The 21,082-nt window shown below is 36.2% G+C and carries 15 protein-coding genes, 2 tRNA genes, 3 rRNA genes and 1 pseudogene; 9 read left to right on the top strand and 12 right to left on the bottom strand.

Annotated features, from left to right (window positions below; genetic code table 11):
* Positions 1-3: 3 nt before the first annotated feature.
* From ACZZZT_RS05455 to ACZZZT_RS05425, 7 genes are all read left to right on the top strand, one after another.
* Positions 4-1,143 (top strand): CaiB/BaiF CoA transferase family protein, encoded by a 1,140-nt coding sequence (locus ACZZZT_RS05455; protein WP_463459674.1) that lies wholly within the window; start codon positions 4-6, stop codon positions 1,141-1,143.
* Positions 1,143-2,369, top strand: coding sequence for an ABC transporter substrate-binding protein (locus ACZZZT_RS05450; RefSeq protein ID WP_463459673.1), 1,227 nt, complete (start codon positions 1,143-1,145; stop codon positions 2,367-2,369). Before ACZZZT_RS05455 ends, ACZZZT_RS05450 begins: the two co-directional genes overlap by 1 nt.
* Before the next feature lie 72 nt (positions 2,370-2,441).
* Positions 2,442-2,822, top strand: a complete 381-nt coding sequence (locus ACZZZT_RS05445) for a Gfo/Idh/MocA family oxidoreductase (RefSeq protein ID WP_463459672.1) — start codon at positions 2,442-2,444, stop codon at positions 2,820-2,822.
* Between the two features lie 20 nt (positions 2,823-2,842).
* Positions 2,843-3,520 (top strand): Gfo/Idh/MocA family oxidoreductase, encoded by a 678-nt coding sequence (locus ACZZZT_RS05440; RefSeq protein ID WP_463459671.1) that lies wholly within the window; start codon positions 2,843-2,845, stop codon positions 3,518-3,520.
* 152 nt (positions 3,521-3,672) lie between these two features.
* Entirely contained in the window at positions 3,673-4,116 is a 444-nt protein-coding gene (locus tag ACZZZT_RS05435; protein ID WP_463459670.1) for a MaoC/PaaZ C-terminal domain-containing protein, read from the top strand.
* Between the two features lie 121 nt (positions 4,117-4,237).
* Complete coding sequence (gene fucP / locus ACZZZT_RS05430; protein WP_463459669.1) at positions 4,238-5,542, top strand: L-fucose:H+ symporter permease; 1,305 nt, start codon at positions 4,238-4,240, stop codon at positions 5,540-5,542.
* 79 nt (positions 5,543-5,621) lie between these two features.
* Positions 5,622-6,728, top strand: coding sequence for a pectinesterase family protein (locus tag ACZZZT_RS05425; protein ID WP_463459668.1), 1,107 nt, complete (start codon positions 5,622-5,624; stop codon positions 6,726-6,728).
* 4 nt (positions 6,729-6,732) lie between these two features.
* On the opposite strand, the gene lpxA is transcribed toward ACZZZT_RS05425, so the two are convergent.
* The 9 genes and pseudogenes from lpxA to ACZZZT_RS05380 all read right to left on the bottom strand — a co-directional run bounded on the left by lpxA (position 6,733) and on the right by ACZZZT_RS05380 (position 16,301).
* A complete protein-coding gene (gene lpxA / locus ACZZZT_RS05420; protein WP_463459667.1) occupies positions 6,733-7,506 on the bottom strand; it encodes an acyl-ACP--UDP-N-acetylglucosamine O-acyltransferase in 774 nt (257 codons plus the stop codon).
* A gap of 62 nt (positions 7,507-7,568) precedes the next feature.
* Positions 7,569-8,132, bottom strand: a complete 564-nt coding sequence (locus ACZZZT_RS05415; RefSeq protein WP_463459666.1) for a Crp/Fnr family transcriptional regulator — start codon at positions 8,130-8,132, stop codon at positions 7,569-7,571.
* A 134-nt stretch (positions 8,133-8,266) separates the two neighbouring features.
* Positions 8,267-8,376 (bottom strand): 5S ribosomal RNA (gene rrf / locus ACZZZT_RS05410).
* A gap of 150 nt (positions 8,377-8,526) precedes the next feature.
* A 23S ribosomal RNA gene (locus ACZZZT_RS05405) occupies positions 8,527-11,405 on the bottom strand.
* A 147-nt stretch (positions 11,406-11,552) separates the two neighbouring features.
* Positions 11,553-11,626, bottom strand: a tRNA-Ala gene (locus ACZZZT_RS05400).
* A gap of 86 nt (positions 11,627-11,712) precedes the next feature.
* Positions 11,713-11,786 (bottom strand) — tRNA-Ile (locus ACZZZT_RS05395).
* 124 nt (positions 11,787-11,910) lie between these two features.
* Positions 11,911-13,424, bottom strand: a 16S ribosomal RNA gene (locus ACZZZT_RS05390).
* The 16S, 23S and 5S rRNA genes sit together here with 2 tRNA genes alongside, the layout of an rRNA operon.
* Positions 13,425-14,458: 1,034 nt before the next feature.
* Complete coding sequence (locus ACZZZT_RS05385; RefSeq protein WP_042563699.1) at positions 14,459-15,694, bottom strand: ABC transporter permease; 1,236 nt, start codon at positions 15,692-15,694, stop codon at positions 14,459-14,461.
* Positions 15,695-15,807: 113 nt separating this feature from the next.
* Positions 15,808-16,301 (bottom strand): annotated as a pseudogene (locus ACZZZT_RS05380) (YkgJ family cysteine cluster protein).
* A 74-nt stretch (positions 16,302-16,375) separates the two neighbouring features.
* Between ACZZZT_RS05380 and ACZZZT_RS05375 the strand changes: the two are divergent.
* Positions 16,376-17,083 carry a class I SAM-dependent methyltransferase gene (locus ACZZZT_RS05375; protein ID WP_463459665.1) on the top strand — a complete coding sequence of 236 codons (708 nt, stop codon included), beginning with the start codon at positions 16,376-16,378 and terminating at the stop codon, positions 17,081-17,083.
* A gap of 15 nt (positions 17,084-17,098) precedes the next feature.
* Positions 17,099-17,644: a YfiT family bacillithiol transferase gene (locus tag ACZZZT_RS05370; RefSeq protein ID WP_463459664.1), complete on the top strand. Its 546-nt coding sequence runs from the start codon at positions 17,099-17,101 to the stop codon at positions 17,642-17,644.
* A 98-nt stretch (positions 17,645-17,742) separates the two neighbouring features.
* Here the strand turns inward: ACZZZT_RS05370 and ACZZZT_RS05365 are convergent, their stop codons facing one another.
* The 3 genes from ACZZZT_RS05365 to ACZZZT_RS05355 form a co-directional block, all read right to left on the bottom strand.
* Entirely contained in the window at positions 17,743-18,375 is a 633-nt protein-coding gene (locus tag ACZZZT_RS05365) for a 7-carboxy-7-deazaguanine synthase QueE (RefSeq protein WP_042563696.1), read from the bottom strand.
* A gap of 99 nt (positions 18,376-18,474) precedes the next feature.
* Entirely contained in the window at positions 18,475-20,145 is a 1,671-nt protein-coding gene (locus tag ACZZZT_RS05360) for a tetratricopeptide repeat protein (protein WP_463459663.1), read from the bottom strand.
* Between the two features lie 16 nt (positions 20,146-20,161).
* Entirely contained in the window at positions 20,162-21,082 is a 921-nt protein-coding gene (locus tag ACZZZT_RS05355; RefSeq protein WP_463459662.1) for a PstS family phosphate ABC transporter substrate-binding protein, read from the bottom strand.

Below are 21,082 nucleotides of genomic sequence, written 5' to 3'. Positions count from 1 at the left end.
GAAATGAAACCTTTAGAAGATTATTTAATAGTAGATTTTAGCCAGTTTCTTTCTGGTCCGTCGGCGAGTTTACGTTTGGCTGATCTGGGCGCGCGCGTTATAAAAATTGAGAAACCGGGAACGGGAGATATCTGCAGAACTTTATATACTTCTGATTTAATTATGAACGGAGAATCTTCTGTTTTTCATACGATTAACAGAAATAAGGAATCATTTGCCATTGATTTTAAACAACCCGAAGAACTCGAAAAATTAAAAAAATTATTGGCTAAAGCCGATGTTGTCATGCATAATTTCAGACCGGGCGTTATGGAACGCGTTGGATTGAGTTATGAAGATGTCAAAGAAATAAATCCAAATGTAATTTATGGATCGATTTCAGGTTTTGGTACTCATCCGGATTTAAAAGATTTACCGGGACAGGATTTATTATTGCAATCTCTTACTGCTTTAACGTGGTTGAGTGGAAATCAGGAAGATGGCCCTGTACCAATGGGATTATCGATTGTAGATATGTTGGCGGGAGCACATTTGGCACAAGGAATTTTAGCAGCTTTATATCGAAAAGCTACCCATAATATTGGAGGTTCTGTTCAGGTAAGTATGCTGGAATCTGCTTTTGATTTTCAATTTGAAACCATTACTACTTTTTTTAATGATGGCGGGGAATTACCCGTTCGTACCAAAACCAATAATGCGCATGCTTATTTGGGCGCGCCTTACGGAATTTATAAAACTAAGAATGGTTATTTGGCTTTGGCAATGGGCTCGATTCCTGTTTTGGCTTCGCTTTTACAATGTGATGGATTATTACAATTTCCTGAAAATAAATTTCATTTACGAGATGAAATCAAAAATATTCTGGCAGAACATTTACAAACTCAGAATACTGATTTTTGGCTGAATATTTTAGAACCTGCAGATATTTGGTGTGCAGGAGTTTTGAACTATCAACAGCTTTTTGCCGAAGAAGGATTTAAAGTTTTAGACTTTACTCAGAAGGTTGAAATGCTGGATGGATATTCGTACCAAACTACAAGATGTCCGATAAAAATTGACGGCGAATATTTGACTTCGGAAAAAGGTTCACCGAAATTAGGACAGGATAATGAAAAGATTATTAAAGAATTTATAACTGTATAATGAAGAAAATAAGAATTGCAGTTAGAAAATTTGATCCTTTTGAAAGTACGCTTCAAAAGTTATGGGATTTGTTTTGCCCGGAGAATAATATTCAGGCTGAAGCCGAAATGATTCCTCTAGAATTGCATGACCTTTATGAACAAACCATAACTAATAAAGGTTTAAAAAATGGAACATGGGATATTGCCCACATTAATACCGACTGGATTTTTGATGCTGTAAATGAAAAAGCGGTTCTGGATTTAACATCCTTTATCGATCAAAATCCTCCGCAGGATTATCCTGAAGGATGGCATGAATCGTTATTAAAATTGCAGAAAATAAAAAATAGTATTTACGGACTTCCTTTTCATGATGGACCGGAATGTTTGATTTTTAGAAAAGATTTATTTGAAGATTTTACTGAAAAGCAAAACTTCAAAAATCAATTTGGCTACGAATTAAATCCTCCAAAAACATGGAAACAATTTGTTCAGATAGCAGAGTTTTTTAATCGTCCAGAAGAGAATTTATACGGTTGTGTTTTTGCCAATTATCCAGATGGTCACAATATGGTTTTTGATTTTTGCCTGCAATTATGGACACGAGGCGGATCGTTATTAGATCATCAAAATAAAATCAACATTAATCAATCTGCGGCAATTGAAGCTTTAGATTTTTATAGAAATATTGTAAACAATAAAAATGCCGTTCATCCAAAATCGAAAAGTTTTGGTTCTGTAGAAGCGGGTTTGGCTTTCGCCGAAGGACAAGCTGCGATGGCAATTAACTGGTTTGGATTTGCTTCGATGTGCGAAGTAATTGAAGAATCGAAGGTAAAAGGCAAAGTTGATATTGCTGAACTTCCCTCCGATCCGAATCACAAAACTGCTTCTTTGAATGTTTATTGGTTGTATACGATTGGTATTGGAAGTAAACAGAAAGAACTTGCTTATGATTTTTTACGATTTGCGACTTCGCCAAAAAGCGATAAATTATTGACAAATGAAGGCGGAATTGGCTGTAGAAAATCAACCTGGAATGATGAGGATATCAATAAAATTATTCCGTTTTATCATAAACTCGAAATGCTTCATGAAAATGCTTTGACTTTACCGCAAACTCCGGTTTGGCCAAAAGTTGCGGAGTTAATAGATCAAATGGTTTTGAAGGCAATTGAAAGTGATATTGCATCAGAAAAATTATTAGAAGAAACTCAGAACAATATTGAAAAAATAGCGAATTAATCGCGTTGTGACATCTTTGTCAAAGTTTAAAACTTTGACAAAGATTACCAAGCGAACTTAAAAATATTAAATATGAATATTCCATATAAACCTAAATTACCTGAAACGAATCAGCCCATTATTATTATTGGCGCAAGCGGAATTGTGAAAGATGCCCATTTGCCTGCTTATGAAATGGCGGGTTTTACCGTTTTTGGCATTACAAACAGAACTATTTCTAAAGCACACGATTTGGCAAAACAATTTAAAATTGAACATGTTTTTGAAAATGTTGCAGAGGCTGTTAAACATGCGCCGTCAAATGCTGTTTATGACATTACCGTTCTTCCTGATCAATACATCGAAATTTTAGAACAACTTCCAGATGGTGCAGCTGTGCTTATTCAAAAACCTATGGGGAATGATTTGGCGCAAGCCCGAGAAATTGTTGCCGTTTGTGAAAGAAAAAATTAGTTGCCGGAATCAATTTTCAATTGCGTTTTGCTTCTTTTGTAAGCGCTGCAAGGCATTTAGTCAATGAGGGAATTATCGGAGATTTGTATGATTTAGAATTTAAAGTTACCGTGAATACACCTTGGGAGTTGTTTCCGCTTATTAAAGAACATCCAAGATTAGAAATTCTTTTTCACAGTGTTCACTATATCGATTGCATTCGTTCTTTTTTAGGAAATCCTAAAAGTGTGATGGCAAAAACAGCTAAACATCCGTTAAAAAAGCTATCCTCAAGTCGATCGACTATTATTTTAGATTATGGAGAAGATAAACATGTTGTAATTAATACGAATCACGACCATCATTTTGGACCAAAACACGAAGAAAGTTATATTAAGTGGGAAGGTACAAAAGGCGCCATTAAAGCAAAAATGGGTTTATTGATGAATTATCCGGATGGTTTACCTGACGAATTTGAATATTCAGTACAAAATAAAAATGGTGAATATGAATGGAAAAAAATCGAACTGGAAGGTTCGTGGTTCCCGGAAGCTTTTATCGGAACTATGTCAAATTTAATGCGCTTCAAAGAAGGTTCTGATACCAAATTATTAGCAAGCGTTCAAGATGTGCTCGATACGATGAAAGTAGTTGAAGCCTGTTACATCAGTAACGAAAGCGGCGGAGTGTCTCTGAATGAATTATATTTTACCATATAAGTTATATAAGTTCATTTAAATCAGTTTGCGCATAAAAAATAAATCCTATAAGAAAGTTTAAATAAACCATAAAATTTAAATAGGCTCCTTTAAGCTTCACACAAAGTATTAAATGAACTTATATAACTTATATGGTGAAAAAATAAAAAACTATGTATTTCAAATCAACATTTTTTGAAGATTATCAAATTGGCGACAAGCGCGTCACTTTTGGCAGAACTATTACGGAAACCGATTTTGTGGTTCACGCGGGACACACAGGCGATTTTTTTCCGCATCACATGGATGAAGAATGGTGCAAAACGCAGCCTTTCGGACAACGCATTGCGCACGGAACTATGGTTTTCAGCATCGGGATCGGCCTGACCGCATCAGAAATAAATCCTGAAGCTTTTTCTAAGGGATACGATCGAATGCGATTTGTAAAACCAGTTCATATTGGTGATACTATCCATTCTGAAATTACAATTTCTGAAAAAGGAGAAGCCAAAAAACCAGATATGGGAACTGTTACAGAACATGTAGAAATTATTAATCAACGTGGTGAAGTGGTTCTTGTATGTGATCATTTATTATTAGTTAAAAAAAGTAACTAAGTTGCTGAGCTTCTAAGATACTAAGCCAGCACATTAAAACAATCTCACAAAGACACAAAACGCAAAGAAAAATTCTAATAAAACTTTGTGACTTTGTGCCTTCGTGGCAAAAAAACTAACTATGCAAATAACCAACCAAATTGGCGATCAACATGAAGTCGCTACAGAGAAAGGAACAGGAAATAAATATCTTTTGCCTTTTATTTTAATTACCAGCTTATTTTTCCTTTGGGGAATGGCACATAATCTGGATTCTATTTTAATTCCGCATTTGAAAAAAGCCTGTGAATTAAACAATCGTCAATCTACTTTAATTGACACTGCTGTATTTTTTGCTTATTTTATAATGGCGATTCCCGCAGGAATGCTGATTAAAAGATTTGGTTATAAAAACAGCATTATTACCGGATTATTAGTTTTTGCTACCGGTGCTTTTCTATTTGTTCCTGCTGCAAATACCAGAACTTACGAATTATTTTTGTTTGCCTTATTTGTAATTGGCTGCGGATTGACCATTTTAGAAACAAGTGCAAATCCATACGCTGCCATTTTAGGACCTGCGGAATCGTCTTCAAAAAGATTAAATTTAGCAGCTTCATTTAACGGTTTGGCGGCAATGGTTGCACCAATTGTTGGTTCGTTATTTATCTTGTCCGGAAAAACACATACGCCAGAACAAATGGCAGCAATGCCCGATGCTACAAAAGCAGCTTACTTATTAGAAGAAGCTTCTGCTGTAAAGTTACCTTATATCATTTTGGGAAGTGTGTTGGTTTTAGTAGCTATATTATTCTACTTTATGCATTTGCCTTCTATGAAACCACAACACACAGAAGTTGAAGTTAAACCTGGTTTTTTCTCTGTTTTAAAATTTTCGCATTTAAGTTGGGCGGTTGTTGCACAATTTTTTTATGTAGGTGCACAAGTTTGTATTACCAGTTTTTTTATTAGAATTGCGCAGCAAGGAGCAGGATTAGATGAAAAAACAGCCGGATATTATTTAGGTATCTATGGTTTCCTTTTTATGGCTGGTCGTTTTATTGGAACTTTCTTTTTGAAGTTTATCAAAGATTACGTTCTGCTTTCGATTTATTGTGTTATTAGTATTTTTCTTTGTTTGGTAGCAATTTACGGAACAGGAATTTATGTCATTTACGCTCTTGGCGGAATTGGATTTTTTATGTCAATTATGTTTCCAACTATTTTTTCACTAGGATTGGTTGGCTTAAAATCAAATACAGAAACTGGTTCTTCATGGCTGGTTATGTCAATTGTAGGTGGTGCAATCCTGCCATATGGAATGGGAACTTTAATTGACATGAAGCACGATGACATTCAATCCGGCTATATTATTCCACTGTTGTGCTTTGTTATCATTCTTTATTTTGGAGTGTTTGGGCATAAAGTAAAAAATGTCGTTTCTTAATAATTATTTTTTGATTTTCTATAATTCCCAAGTTAGATCAGCTTGGGAATTCTTTTATAATTAAATTCTTGTACCCAAAATGAAAAAGATAATTAAAACCACTTCTATACTTCTACTTGTTTTGAGCAGTACATTATTTGCACAAAAAAACAAACAGATTTACAACATTATTGTTGCTAAAGATGGGAGTGGAAATTTTACTAAAGTGCAAGATGCATTTGATGCTGTTCCTGATAATAGCTTGAAACGGACTATCATTTATGTGAAAGCTGGAGTTTATAAAGAAAAAATAAAGCTAAATTCTGCCAAGCAAAATGTAATGTTACTTGGAGAATCTTATAAAAACACTATTCTTACTTATGATGATTATGCAGAAATTGCAGGAGGTACGAGCAAATCATTCAGTACTCTGATCGAAGCAAATGATTTCTTTGCCGAAAATATCACTTTCGAAAATACAATAGACAGTAATTTACCGCAATATAAAAAAGGTGGTCAGGCAGTTGCTTTAATGGTAAATGGTGACCGATCAATTTTTCACAATTGCAAAATAAGCGGTTTTCAGGACACTTTTTATCTTAAGGCAAACAAAAGGACATATATTAAGGATTGTATCATTGACGGTACTACAGATTTTATTTTTGGCTCAGGTATCGCTTTATTCGAAAACTGCTTTATTCAAAGCAAAAGAGATTCATACATTACAGCCAGTAATCAGGATGTTGGGAAAAACAAGTATGGTTTTGTATTTAAAGATTGTGTTATAATGCCATATTCGAAAGACGCAGCTACAAAAGTTTCTTTAGGAAGACCATGGGGAGCTGGCGCAAATGTAGTTTTCATTCATTGTTTTGAAGAATCACATATTGTACCTGAAGGTTGGTCAGTATGGTCTAAAGATCCTGAACACAAAGCATACAACAATTGGAAAACTACTTTTTATGCCGAGTACAATTGTTACGGTCCGGGTTATAATCCTAATAATCGTATTTCATGGTCACATCAATTAAATAACACTGAAGCCACTGAATACACAAAAGAAAAAATATTTGCAGCAAATACAACTACAGCCAACAAACTTGAAGAAGATTGGAATCCCATAATCGAAAACGATCCATGTCATTCTATTTTACCTTCCAAAAAAGTTAAGAATAGAGATTCAGTTTTTAAAAAAGGATTTGAATAAAATATCAATGATTAAAACCTTTTATAATTCCTCTTTTTGAAGATTTCACGAAATCAATAATTTTGTCACGTTCAACCGTTTTCTCAAATGAATTTTCAATAAACTCTAAAGCAAAAGTTGTATTTCTTTTCTCCTGAAAAAGAACTCTATAAATATCTTGCAACTCATTTATCTTTTCTAAGCTAAAGCCTCTCCTTTTCAAACCGACAAGATTTAAACCCACATAACTTAAAGGCTCACGTCCGGCAGTTATGTATGGCGGAATATCTTTTACAACGCGACTTAACCCACTTATCATGGAATGTTCTCCAATAATAGAAAATTGATGAATGGCAGTTAAACCACTAATGTTTACCCAGTCGCCAACAATAACTTCACTAGCCATTCCAACACTAAATCCGATAATACAATTATTACCAATGGCACAATCATGACCAATATGCGCATTAGACATTATTAAGTTCTTCTCTCCAATAATTGTTTTCCCTTTTGAAGAAGTCCCTTTATTTATCGTTACAAATTCCCGTATAATAGTATTGTTTCCAATTTCTAACAAAGTGTACTCACCATTATATTTCAAATCTTGTGGAACACCTGCTAGTACGGCACCAGAATGTATTTGACAATTCTCTCCAATTCTTGCTCCATTAAGAATAGACACGTTATTCCCGATCCAAGTATTATCTCCAATTATCACATCGTCATCGATTGTAGTAAAGTTTCCGATATGAACATTTTTACCAATTACTGCTTTTTTACCAATTATAGTCTTTTTCAATTTCCAATTATTTAATAAAGGCAAATATTGAAAATAAGTAAATGAGTTTTATTGACCTAAGATCAATTAATTGAAGATCTAATTCTGCTTAAGGTTTCCTGGCTAACTCCAATAAGTGAAGCAATATGTTTTAATTTGGCTTTTAAAATAATTTGAGGAAACGATTCTAATAGATAAATATATTTTTCCTGAGCATTCATTACTCTGAATAAATGATGAAACTCATTTATTTTAGAAAGGTATAAACGAAGTTGTTTGATATGAAACTTAGAAAATAAAGGATATTCCAATAAAATTAATTCATCAGAATATGACAAAGAATAAACAATAGTTTCTTCACAAGTTTGAAAACTTTCAAATGAAGGTTTTTGCTCAAAAAAACTACTCAACGAAGTAACAAACTGATTATCGGTATAAATCCATTTTGTAACTTCTATCCCATCTTCCAAAGAAAATCTACGGATTGCCCCAGATTTAATAAAATATATTTTTTTGCATATTTTACCTTCTCCGATAATGAATTCATCTTTTCTAAACTTCTCTAAAATGAAATATTTCTTTACAGCTTCTTCAGTTTCATAATCTAATTCCTTAAAACTATTGATTACATTAATTAACTCTGTCATTATCTTAAATAATTAAAGTAACAAATTTATCAATATTAGCACAACAAGAAAGTAATATTGATATTAAAAGAAAAACCAAAAAATGTATAAACACAAAAAAATCCCCATCAAATAAATGATGAGGATTCTTCAAAGAAAGGCGACGACATACTCTCCCACATAACTGCAGTACCATCTGCGCAGGCGGGCTTAACTACTCTGTTCGGGATGGGAAGAGGTGAGCCCCGCCGCAATAACCACCTTAAGGTCGTTGTTACTTGAGGTAACTTTTAATTATTAATTATCAATTATAAATTGTTAATTATCAATTAAACAATATCTTAACATACTGAGATAAAGAAAAAAGTGTTTTTTAGAAAGTTTCTTCTCCCGACCGTAGTCGGGAGAAAAGGGTGTACATAAGCTTACGGATTATTAGTACTACTCGACTATGACATTACTGCCTTTACATCTATAGCCTATCAACGTGGTCATCTTCCACGATCCTTAAAAGAAATCTCATCTTGTGGTGGGTTTCGCGCTTATATGCTTTCAGCGCTTATCCCTTCCAAACGTAGCTACTCTGCGGTGCCCCTGGCGGGACAACAGATACACTAGAGGTTTGTCCAATTCGGTCCTCTCGTACTAGAATCAGATCCACTCAAATTTCTAACGCCCACAGTAGATAGAGACCGAACTGTCTCACGACGTTCTGAACCCAGCTCGCGTGCCACTTTAATGGGCGAACAGCCCAACCCTTGGGACCTTCTCCAGCCCCAGGATGTGACGAGCCGACATCGAGGTGCCAAACCCCCCGTCGATATGAGCTCTTGGGGGAGATCAGCCTGTTATCCCCGGCGTACCTTTTATCCTTTGAGCGATGGCCCTTCCATGCGGAACCACCGGATCACTATGCTCTACTTTCGTACCTGATCGACCTGTATGTCTCTCAGTCAAGCTCCCTTATGCCATTGCACTCTACGCACGGTTACCAAGCGTACTGAGGGAACCTTTAGAAGCCTCCGTTACTCTTTTGGAGGCGACCACCCCAGTCAAACTACCCACCAAGCAATGTCCCCCGCAAAACGGGGTTAGGCCTCAGATAAACAAAGGGTTGTATTTCAACAATGACTCCACAACGCCTGGCGACGCCACTTCACAGTCTCCAACCTATCCTACACATCATTTATCCAAGGTCAATACTAAGCTATAGTAAAGGTGCACAGGGTCTTTTCGTCCCACTGCGGGTAAACGGCATCTTCACCGTTACTACAATTTCACCGAGCTCATGGCTGAGACAGTGTCCAGATCGTTACACCATTCGTGCAGGTCGGAACTTACCCGACAAGGAATTTCGCTACCTTAGGACCGTTATAGTTACGGCCGCCGTTTACTGGGGCTTCAATTCAATGCTTCTCCGAAGATAACATCTCCTCTTAACCTTCCAGCACCGGGCAGGTGTCAGGCCCTATACTTCATCTTACGATTTTGCAGAGCCCTGTGTTTTTGATAAACAGTCGCCTGGACCTCTTCACTGCGGCCAGCTTGCGCTGGCGACCTTTCTCCCGAAGTTACAGGTCTATTTTGCCTAATTCCTTAGCCATGAATCTCTCGAGCACCTTAGGATTCTCTCCTCAACTACCTGTGTCGGTTTACGGTACTGGTACTAATTACCTGAAGTTTAGAGGTTTTTCTTGGAAGCCCTTAGGCGCACTATCTCTTTGTCCGAAGACTCCGAGTACTATCGTATTTCCCCAAGATCTGTGGATTTGCCTGCAGATCTTATAGGTAGGTACTTCAACGAACTATTCCGTCAGTTCGCGGCGCTTTCATCACTCCGTCACCCCATCACAGTAATTAGTAGTACGGGAATATTAACCCGTTGGCCATCGACTGTCCCTTTCGGGTTCGCCTTAGGACCAGACTAACCCACAGCTGATTAGCATAGCTGTGGAAACCTTAGTTTTTCGGTGTGCGGGTTTCTCGCCCGCATTATCGTTACTTATGCCTACATTTTCTTTTCCAGCCAGTCCAGCATACCTTACGATACACCTTCAACCCTGCTGGAATGCTCCCCTACCACTTAGAGTAAACTCTAAATCCATAGCTTCGGTAATACACTTATGCCCGATTATTATCCATGCTCGTCCGCTCGACTAGTGAGCTGTTACGCACTCTTTAAATGAATGGCTGCTTCCAAGCCAACATCCTAGCTGTCTGGGCAGACAAACCTCGTTCTTTCAACTTAGTGTATATTTGGGGACCTTAGCTGATGGTCTGGGTTCTTTCCCTCTCGGACTTGGACCTTAGCACCCAAGCCCTCACTGCTGAGAAACATTATATAGCATTCGGAGTTTGTCAGGAATTGGTAGGCGGTGAAGCCCCCGCATCCAATCAGTAGCTCTACCTCTATATAACTTAATTCAGCGCTGCACCTAAATGCATTTCGGGGAGTACGAGCTATTTCCGAGTTTGATTGGCCTTTCACCCCTACCCACAGGTCATCCGAAGACTTTTCAACGTCAACCGGTTCGGACCTCCACACTGTGTTACCAGCGCTTCATCCTGCCCATGGGTAGATCACACGGTTTCGCGTCTAACACTACTGACTAAAGCGCCCTATTCAGACTCGCTTTCGCTACGGATCCGTGGCTTAACCACTTAACCTTGCCAGCAACGTTAACTCGTAGGCTCATTATGCAAAAGGCACGCCGTCACCCCACGAAAGGGCTCCGACCGCTTGTAAGCGTATGGTTTCAGGATCTATTTCACTCCGTTATTCACGGTTCTTTTCACCTTTCCCTCACGGTACTGGTTCACTATCGGTCTCTCAGGAGTATTTAGCCTTAGCGGATGGTCCCGCCAAATTCAGACAGGGTTTCACGTGCCCCGCCCTACTCAGGATACCACTATCTATTACACTTGTTACCCATACGGGGCTATCACCCTCTATGGCGTCACTTTCCAGCAACTTCCGGTTCCTTGTGCATAAAATGTCGTGGTCCTACAACCCCAGCACTGCCGTAACAGCACTGGTTTGGGCTAATCCGCGTTCGCTCGCCACTACTTACGGAATCACTTTTGTTTTCTTCTCCTCCGCCTACTTAGATGTTTCAGTTCAGCGGGTTTGCCCACCTATCGGTGTACTATGTCTTCAACATAGTGGGTTGCCCCATTCAGGTATCTGCGGATCAATCGGTGTGTGCCCGTCCCCGCAGCTTTTCGCAGCTTATCACGCCTTTCATCGCCTCTGAGAGCCAAGGCATCCCCCATACGCCCTTATTTTGCTTATTGTACCAATCTTAAAATTAATTAAGACCGTTTTTTTTTGTCTTTTGTTATTTGTATTGCTACTATAACAAAAAACGCTTTCTACTTTTTATTATTTTCTTATCTCAATATGTCAATGAACTTTTATTGCCTATCTTTACAGACAATCAGTGGAGAATAACGGAGTCGAACCGTTGACCTCCTGCGTGCAAGGCAGGCGCTCTAGCCAGCTGAGCTAATCCCCCATTTTTAAATGATGAGTTATGAATTATGAGTTATGAATACTCATAAATGCTCAACTTCTAAAATTTCCTTTTTTTAAGTTAAATAGTAGTCCCGGGCAGACTCGAACTGCCGACCCCTACATTATCAGTGTAGTACTCTAACCAGCTGAGCTACGAGACTCTGTTTTACTTAAAATTTATTATTTGAACTAACAGCAAGAGTAATTGAACTTCGTGATTCAGAACCTTCTAAATTATCATCTTTTTTCCCCATCGTGCATTACTGCTAACAATTGGGGCTCTAGAAAGGAGGTGTTCCAGCCGCACCTTCCGGTACGGCTACCTTGTTACGACTTAGCCCTAGTTACCAGTTTTACCCTAGGCAGCTCCTTGCGGTCACCGACTTCAGGCACCCCCAGCTTCCATGGCTTGACGGGCGGTGTGTACAAGGCCCGGGAACGTATTCACCGGATCATGGCTGATATCCGATTACTAGCGATTCCAGCTTCACGGAGTCGAGTTGCAGACTCCGATCCGAACTGTGACCGGTTTTATAGATTCGCTCCTGGTCGCCCAGTGGCTGCTCTCTGTACCGGCCATTGTAGCACGTGTGTAGCCCAAGGCGTAAGGGCCGTGATGATTTGACGTCATCCCCACCTTCCTCACAGTTTGCACTGGCAGTCTTGTTAGAGTTCCCGACATGACTCGCTGGCAACTAACAACAGGGGTTGCGCTCGTTATAGGACTTAACCTGACACCTCACGGCACGAGCTGACGACAACCATGCAGCACCTTGTAAATTGTCTTGCGAAAGATCTGTTTCCAAACCGGTCAATCTACATTTAAGCCTTGGTAAGGTTCCTCGCGTATCATCGAATTAAACCACATGCTCCACCGCTTGTGCGGGCCCCCGTCAATTCCTTTGAGTTTCATTCTTGCGAACGTACTCCCCAGGTGGGATACTTATCACTTTCGCTTAGCCACTGAGATTGCTCCCAACAGCTAGTATCCATCGTTTACGGCGTGGACTACCAGGGTATCTAATCCTGTTCGCTACCCACGCTTTCGTCCATCAGCGTCAATCAATTAGTAGTAACCTGCCTTCGCAATTGGTATTCCATGTAATCTCTAAGCATTTCACCGCTACACTACATATTCTAGTTACTTCCTAATAATTCAAGTCTGGCAGTATCAATGGCCGTTCCACCGTTGAGCGATGGGCTTTCACCACTGACTTACCAAACCGCCTACGGACCCTTTAAACCCAATGATTCCGGATAACGCTTGGATCCTCCGTATTACCGCGGCTGCTGGCACGGAGTTAGCCGATCCTTATTCTTACGATACCGTCAAGCTCCTTCACGAAGGAGTGTTTCTTCTCGTATAAAAGCAGTTTACAATCCATAGGACCGTCATCCTGCACGCGGCATGGCTGGATCAGGCTTGCGCCCATTGTCCAATATTCCTCACTGCTGCCTCCCGTAGGAGTCTGGTCCGTGTCTCAGTACCAGTGTGGGGGATCTCCCTCTCAGGACCCCTACCCATCGTAGCCTTGGTAAGCCGTTACCTTACCAACTAGCTAATGGGACGCATGCTCATCTTTTACCGTTGTGACTTTAATAGTGGCTTCATGCGAAGCTGCTATACTATGAGGTATTAATCCAAATTTCTCTGGGCTATCCCTCTGTAAAAGGTAGATTGCATACGCGTTACGCACCCGTGCGCCGGTCTCTGGTTCCGAAGAACCATACCCCTCGACTTGCATGTGTTAAGCCTGCCGCTAGCGTTCATCCTGAGCCAGGATCAAACTCTTCATCGTATATTGTTTGTCTTAATTAAATCAAGACTAATTATTATGCGACGATTCTCTATCGGTTCTTTTCAAATCTCTCGATTCCATTACTCTTATTCTTTTGTTTTGAAATCTCTCTCAAAACGGCTGTCAATTCAATATGTCTACGAACGTGTTTCAATTTTGTTTCGCTTGTGTTTCAAAGCGGGTGCAAAAGTAGAAAACTTATTTCTAACTGGCAAATGTTTTTTGAAGTTTTTTTAAAGAAATTTTAATTTCCTTTTTCCTCATCTTACCTGCCAATCTGTCAATGAACTTTCCGTGTTTTGCGGGGTGCAAATGTAACTTCTGTTTTTAAATCTCACAAGCTTTTTTGAATCTTTTTTTGAAAAAAATTTTCTTTCCAAAATCCGTATGCTTGTCAGTATTTCTTAGAACGTCTGTCGCTGTTGCGGGTGCAAAAGTAGCACCTTTATTTACATTTACAAGCCTTTTTTTATATAATTTTAATCTTTTGCAAAAGTTTTTCTTAACACTCTGATAACGCAAAACTTACGATTTGATATTTTTTATCGTTTCTAGGAATTTTCTGTAGTGTTTGTGTTTATCTCAATTCTTTTGTTTCCTGAACTAGCGTTTTTATGGACTTTACATACTAATACATTCTTTTCTGAGAACTCTACAACATTTGCTTTCTGCTTCGTTTCCGGGATTTTTATCCTTTTGGATGCCTTTTTTGGCTTTTTGCAACAAAGACATTAAGACACAAAGTCTTTTTTCCCTGCTTTCTCCTTATATAAGTAACAGTTCTCCTGAAAACAACTCCCCTAGCCCCGATGGGAAGGAAAATCCTTTTGTGGTGGGGTTCACCACAAAAGATTGGAAGGAACAGCGGGAAACAGCTCCTTATTAATACTAATCCAATAAAAGAACTTCAACTTCGATAAGCATGACAAAACTACTCTTATATATTATAGTAGCGCAATATTCTACTTATATAAAAAACAAATCCGACAGTTATTAAAAACTTGCCGGATTGTAAATGTGAATTCTTAATTATACTAATCGAATCGAATAGCTTTAACTGGAGAAATCTTGGTTATGATATAGGAAGGAATCAGCAATACCAGAAAGCAAATTGTAATAGTCAACAGATTCAATAAAATCACATACCCCCAATTTATATAAACCGGCGCCTGGTTGACATAATAATTTTCGGGATTTAACTGAACAATCCCAAATTGCTGCTGAATGAGTAATATAGAAATACCTATTACATTCCCCCAAAAGAGTCCTCGTATAATGAGATAGAAAGCATTATACAAAAATATTTTGCGAACTGTCCAATTATTAGCTCCTAATGCTTTTAGAATTCCAATCATTTGTGTGCGTTCTAAAATAAGAACCAATAAAGCTACAACCATGTTTATAGTGGCTACTAAAATCATAACCGCCAAAATAACGATGATATTGAAATCGAAGAGCTGTAACCAATCGAATATATAACTGTATTTTTCGACTATAGTTTTTGTATCTAAACTTGAAGATGTCTGCTCGTAAATTTGATCACCGGTTGTTTTAATATTCTTAAAATCTTTTACAAAAACTTCAAAAGCGCCAACCTGATCCGGATTCCATTTATTGATTCGTTGTATATGGCGAATATCTCCTATTATATAAGTTGCATCGAAATCCTGGAATCCTGAATTAAAAATACCCGTAATTTTGAATCGACGGCTATTGGGCATCTTGCCTTGTTCTTCTTTAATAAAAAAGGTATTAAAATTATCTCCAACTTTTAAGTCTAAGCGATTTGCCAGAAATTTGGAAATAATTACTTCTTCGTTTAAGTTTTTAGAAAAATCCGGTAATTTACCTTCTACTAAATATTCTTTTATATTATTCCAGTCATAATCTCCTCCTACTCCTTTGAAAATAATTCCTTCAAATGAATTTTCAGTTCTAATTATTCCCGCTTTACTTGCGATTGCCTGAATATGACTTACCTCTGGAACTGACTTAAAATTGGGATAAAAATCTTGTTTTTTAGAAATTGGAACCAATGTTACATCTGAATTATTATTATCGTAATTCGAAATAATAATTTGACCATTGAAAGCTGAAACTTTTTCGCGTATTTTTTGTTGTAATCCAATTCCGGTTGCAACTGAAACCAACATCATTATAATGCCAATGGCAATAGCCGAAATGGCAATTTTGATGATCGGGGCCGAAATACTGCTTTTGTAATCTTTGGCAGTAATGAGTCTTTTTGCTATAAAATATTCCAGATTCAATTTATAAGGGTCTTATTGATTTATTAAGTTGGTTAAGTTTATCTTATTCAAAAATACATTTAAAAAAACAAAAACGAATTGTAACTAAAAACAATTACAAAATATTTAAATTATTAAAGTGGTAGTTTCTTTTTCATTTCTTCAACAATATTATATGCTGCTGGACAAATTGCAACATTTTTCAATGTAAGATCTGCAATTTGATGAAACTTTTTCTGTCAGTATGAGGAAATTCTCTACACGCTTTCGGCCGAACATCATAAATCATACAATAGTTTTCATTATCAAGAAAAGTACAGGGCACACTTTTTAAAACATAATCTTTATCTTCATCTATTCGAAGATATTGATCAATAAATTGCTGTGGTTTTTGTCTAAAAGATTTTGAAATTCTTTCAATGTCAGCCAAAGTAAATAATGGCCCGGTTGTTTTACAACAATTGGCGCATTGTAAACAATCTGTCTTTTTAAATTCGGCATCATGCAAATCCTGCATAACATAATCTAAATTTTTAGGTTGTTTCTTTTTTAGCTTATCAAAATACTTTTTGTTTTCGATATGCTTATCTTTGGCTAACTTATTTAAGTTATTTAAAATCTGTTTCAAGTTTACTATTTAAAGTTGATGTGCAAAATTAAACAACTTTAAACTTGAAACCTTAAACTTTGAACTAAATTACCATGAAAGATCTTTTTGGAAAAGCGATGTTTGATTTTCAGACCAATAATTCGCCTGAAGATATTATTACCGAAACTACAATTTCTGAAGAAGATGAAATGAGTGTAGATTATTTATTCCGTTCTTATAATGAAATGCCAAAAATTGAGCAAAAGGCACTACAATTAACAACTGGAAAAACACTTGATGTAGGTTGCGGAGCCGGAAGCCATAGCTTGTCCTTACAAAATGATCGAAATCTAGAGGTTACTTCTATAGATATTTCTGAAAAAGCAATAGAAACCTGTAAACTTAGAGGTGTGAAAAATGCCAAAGTTCAGAATATTTTAGATTTTGAGGGAGAAAAATTCGATACTATTATATTATTGATGAATGGTGTTGGCATTTTTGGAAAATTAGACAATTGCAATAAATACTTATCGAAACTAAAATCACTTTTAAATGAAAGCGGACAAATTTTATTAGATAGTTCTGATATAATATATATGTTTGACGAAGATGAAGACGGCGGAAAGTGGATTCCATCAAATAATGATTATTATGGTGAACTTGTTTTTAATATTTCTTATAAAGGAGAAAAAGAAGAGCCTTTTAATTGGTTGTACTTAGATTATAACACACTTCAAAATGCTGCTATTGCAAATGGATTAAAATGTGAACTTGTTTTAGAAGGAGAACATTATGATTATTTGGCCAGACTTTCAATTTAAATCATACTCGAATTCATGGAAAATTTAGATTTAGAAAAATTAAAATACCCGATTGGAAAATTCATTGCTCCTAAAACGTATTCATCAGATTACATATTAGCCAAGATTGAAGAAATTGAATCTTTTCCAGAAAGGCTGAAAAAAGAAACAGGAAATTTAAATAATGATCAGCTTAATACTCCATACCGTCCTGGTGGATGGACAGTTCGCCAAGTAATCCATCATTGTACCGAAAGCCATATGAATTGTTTTATTCGAATAAAATGGACATTAACAGAAAATAATCCGGTTATAAAACCATATGACGAGAATCTTTGGTCGGCTTTGCCAGATAATTTACTTATGCCAATAGAGTCAAGTTTAACTTTGTTGGAAGGTTTACATGCGCGGCTGGCATTTTTAATGAAAAGTTTATCCAAAACTGAACTTGAAAAATCATTTATTCATCCGGAAAATAACTCAGAATATAAGATAAAAGAAATTATTGGTCTGTATGCCTGGCATGGAAATCATCATCTAGCGCATATTACTTCGTTAAAAAAATATAAAAACTGGAAATAAAACATTGTATCCTTTCTATACATTTTTATACATTGTTGTATACTATTTACTTAAAACAAAAAAACTCTTCACATGAAGAGTTTTTTTGTTTAAGTCGTTTATGGAATATTTAAATATTTATGTGTTTGTAATGAAACTCTCCATTTTGGGTTGTTCATTACATAATCAACAATTAAAGGCGTCATTTCTTCTTTTTTACTCCACTCAGGCTGAAGAAATAAAATTGCACCATCATTTACAAGTTCAGCTTGTTCTTCTGCAAAGATAAAATCGTGTTTATTATAAATAATCACTTTTAACTCGTGCGCATTGTCATAAACTGTTTGGGTTGGTAATTTGTTTTTTTTAGGAGAAAGGCAAATCCAATCCCAAAATCCTGTAAGCGGATAAGCGCCTGAGGTTTCTATATGAACTTTTAAATTTTTATTTTTTAATTCCTGAGTTAATAAAGTCATATCCCATGTTAATGGTTCTCCTCCTGTTATTACAACTGTATCAGCATAAGTTGCAGCGTTCTTTACAATTAAATCAACACTTGTTGGCGGATGTAATTCTGCATTCCAACTTTCCTTTACGTCACACCAATGGCAACCTACGTCACAACCTCCAATTCGTATAAAGTAAGCAGCTGTTCCTGTATGAAAACCTTCGCCCTGAATGGTATAAAATTCTTCCATCAAAGGCAACATCGCTCCTTTATTTACTTCTAATTGTATTTCTTTTGATAACATTATTTTATTTTAAAGTGCAAAGATAGTCAATTAAATACGGAACAAAAAAACCGATAGTCTTGCGAGCTATCGGTTTTGTATTTAATTAGAAAACTATAATTATTTTAAAGCTTTCACAGATTGTTGAGCGTAAGTATTAGCAGGATCTAAAACTAAAGTTTTATTGAAATATTCAACCGCTTTAGCTTTATCTGTATTAGCATAACTAGCACCAATGCTATTGTAAGCTTCTACAATTTTCTTAACTGTCGCAGGTTTCGCTAATTCTTCAGCACCTTTTGCAGTTATTTTAGTAATATACTCTTCGTAGTTTTTGATAATTTGATCATCTTTCTCTAACAAGTTATTGATTCTACCCTTGTATAAGTAAGCTTCATCATAAGTAGGAGAAGCAACCAAAACTCTGTCAAAAGCAGCATCAGCTTTACCTAAATCAGCAACAACTTCAGGAGCAGTAGCCGTTTTATTAACATTTGCGTAATAAAGAGAGATTCCATAATACACGTTATCAGTTAAGTAATTTTTTGATTCTGTATTAGCAGAACTCAATTCATAAAGAGCAGCAGCCTGAGCAAATTGTTTTTTACCAAATAATTCTTTTCCAAAATCACCTAGTTCTTCAACAGCTAGAGGATCCATAGCAACTCCTTTTTTAATTTCGGCTAAACCAGCATTAAAAACTGCAGGATCAACAACACCTTCGGCATTAGTTCCTTTTTTAATCTTTGCGTAACCTAAATACAAATAATCTCTTCCGATTATTTTATTTGTTGGTACTTTGATATAATCTTCAATAGATTTAATAGCTACATCATAATTTCCATTTTCGTAAGCAGCATATCCTAAATATCTAAAGATTCTCGGATTAACTTTATCTTCTGCAATCATTTTGTTTGCAACAACTTCAAGATTTTTATAATCTTTAACTAAGATCAGGAAATCTGCATGACGCATTTTTGAATCTAAAGAATAATCTGTAAGGCTTAAATACTTCTCGTAATTCGTAATTGCTTTTTGTAAGTTAGCAGTAGAAGTCGATGGTTTATTTCTTGCCCATTTGTAATATGTTTCAGCTAATTCTCTGTAAACTGGTCCATAATTAGCATTTAAAGCAATAACTTCATTGAAAGATTTAATAGCTTCCTCATAAGATTTTGCTCCTTTTAATAAAACTCCTAATTGCATTTTAGCTCTCAAAAGTGTTGGATCTGCAGTAAAAGCATCACGATATGCTTTGTAAGCATCATTTTGATTATTTGCTCCATAATATGCATCACCAATTGCTAAAAGCGCCTGAGCATTTTGTGGTTCAATAGCCAAAGCTTTTTTCAAAGAGGCAACAGCATTTGTATAATCAGGATTTACTGAATTCATGTATGCTTTACCGATGTAAATAAATTCATCTACATCTTTACGTTTTATGTCTTTTGTTGCTAATCCAAAATTAGCAGTAGCTGAAGCAGTGTTTTTATTATCAAGATCAATTTGAGCTAAACCTATATAGTTTAAGTGTTTCTTTTCAGATGCTTCTAATCCATTTAAGTAATAAATTTTAGCAGAATCAATAATAGATTGATTTAAATAAACATTACCTAAAACAAAATTAGCTTCTCCATCAGATGGTTTTGCTTTAATAATTGATTTCAGCAATGATTTTGCTTTTTGAAATTGCTCTGCATCGATTGCTTTTTTAGCTTCTTTGATATCTTGCGCTTTTACTACAGAAGCTGAAGCAACTAAGGCAAGACTAAAAATTTTAAATTTATTCATCTTTATTGTAATTAATTTATTCTTTATCGTTTATAATTTGACTTCTAATTTGTAGTTTTCTTCCGGGAGTTCTAACAGGGAGCAATCCAGATTTTAAAACTATACGTTGTCCAATATCTCCGGCGATGAATGAAGCAAACCCCATTCCTAATCCAGAATATCCCTGACAATTTATAATAAACAAATCACGTGCCAAAGGATATTTTAATTCAGCAAGATCATTTTGTGTTGGATTATAATAATTATTATCTTTTAATCCTTTTACGCTCAAAACATTAATTTTCTTTACAATGTCAACCATATTTGGAGAAGGCTGTGATAACCAATTTACGCCAACAACACCAATCATTCCGTCATTTTCTGAAACAAACTTAATAACTTCATCATTTGTTTTGAAAGAAAAAACACCATTTACCGGAATTTCTTTAACCTTTGCCAAATCCTTCATATAACGTACGGTACTTGAATTTGGATTATCAAAAACTAACCCTTTAATTCTTGCATCTGATTTACCTTGCATAAAATCTATTACTGACTTCAACGCAATTAATGTATCATTATTGCTTTTGTTTGAAATTAAAGCAATTGCATCAATTGCGAAAGGAGTTACTCTTGGATTAATTTTACTCTTTTCAAATTTTTGCAATTCCTCTTTAGTCAAATTACGAGCCGTCACTGCTACTTTAGCTTTCTGACTTAACAAATCATTTATAAGCTCACCTTCTGACTTAGGTTTTACTGTAATTTTAGCATCATAGTAGGTTCCTTCAAAAACAGCGACTTGATCATCTACAATTGGTTTTATCGTTTCATCAGTAACAATATCAATTGATCCTTTTAAAATTGTTTCTTTCGATTCGTTTTTGCTTTTTTGGTTACACATGGCAAACAAAAAGACAAAAACTACTAAACCGAAAATTTTACCATATTTCAACAT

The organism is Flavobacterium sp. AC274, from assembly GCF_979258275.1.
Note: the sequence above shows the minus strand (reverse complement) of the source record. Positions and strands in the feature narration are given on the sequence as shown.